We start from the raw sequence: 554 nt of genomic DNA, 5'->3' as shown, positions 1-554 counted from the left end.
CCGCCCAGGATCAGTTCCTTGGACGAGTCGAACACGCTGCCGGCGCCGCCGGTGGAGTTCACGCTGCCGTACTTGCCGTTGGCGTCGCGCACCAGATCGTAGATCGCGCGCAGTTCCAGACCGGCATTGGTGTAGACCAGCGAGACGCCGTCCTTGCGGCCCTTGGTGGTCGAACCGGCCTGTTCACCCAGGCTGGTCTGGACGGTAGCGTTGAAGCCGCCCCAGGTCGGGGTCTGATATTCGATCACGTTGTTGGCGCCGGGCCAGTTGCGACCGTGCACCAGATTGGCGGTGCCGATGAACTGCTGACCGGTCGGATCGAGGAACCAGACGTCATTGTTGATGAACAGGTTCTTACCCACTTTCAGCGAGCCGTAGCTGCCTTCCAGGCCGACGTAGGAGCGGCGATTGAAGAGCGCGTCGCCGTTGGTCTTGCCCTTGGTGGCATCGAAGCCGGATTCCAGCAGGAAGAAGGAACTCAGTCCGCTGCCCAGATCTTCACGGCCCTTGAAGCCGATCATGCTGGTGCCCCATTGATTGCCGGCGCCGCGCAC

Annotated in this window: 1 protein-coding gene; it reads right to left on the bottom strand. The window is 62.8% G+C overall.

Features of this window, described 5'->3' with window-relative positions; genetic code table 11:
• On the bottom strand, positions 1-554 hold a 554-nt coding region (locus PQR62_RS25570; RefSeq protein WP_408160896.1), incomplete at both ends, for a porin.

This window comes from Herbaspirillum lusitanum, from assembly GCF_046025995.1.
GTDB classification, from domain to species: Bacteria; Pseudomonadota; Gammaproteobacteria; order Burkholderiales; family Burkholderiaceae_D; genus Herbaspirillum; species Herbaspirillum lusitanum_A.
The sequence above is the reverse complement of the archived record's forward strand: the minus strand, read 5'-3'. Positions and strand labels throughout refer to the sequence as shown.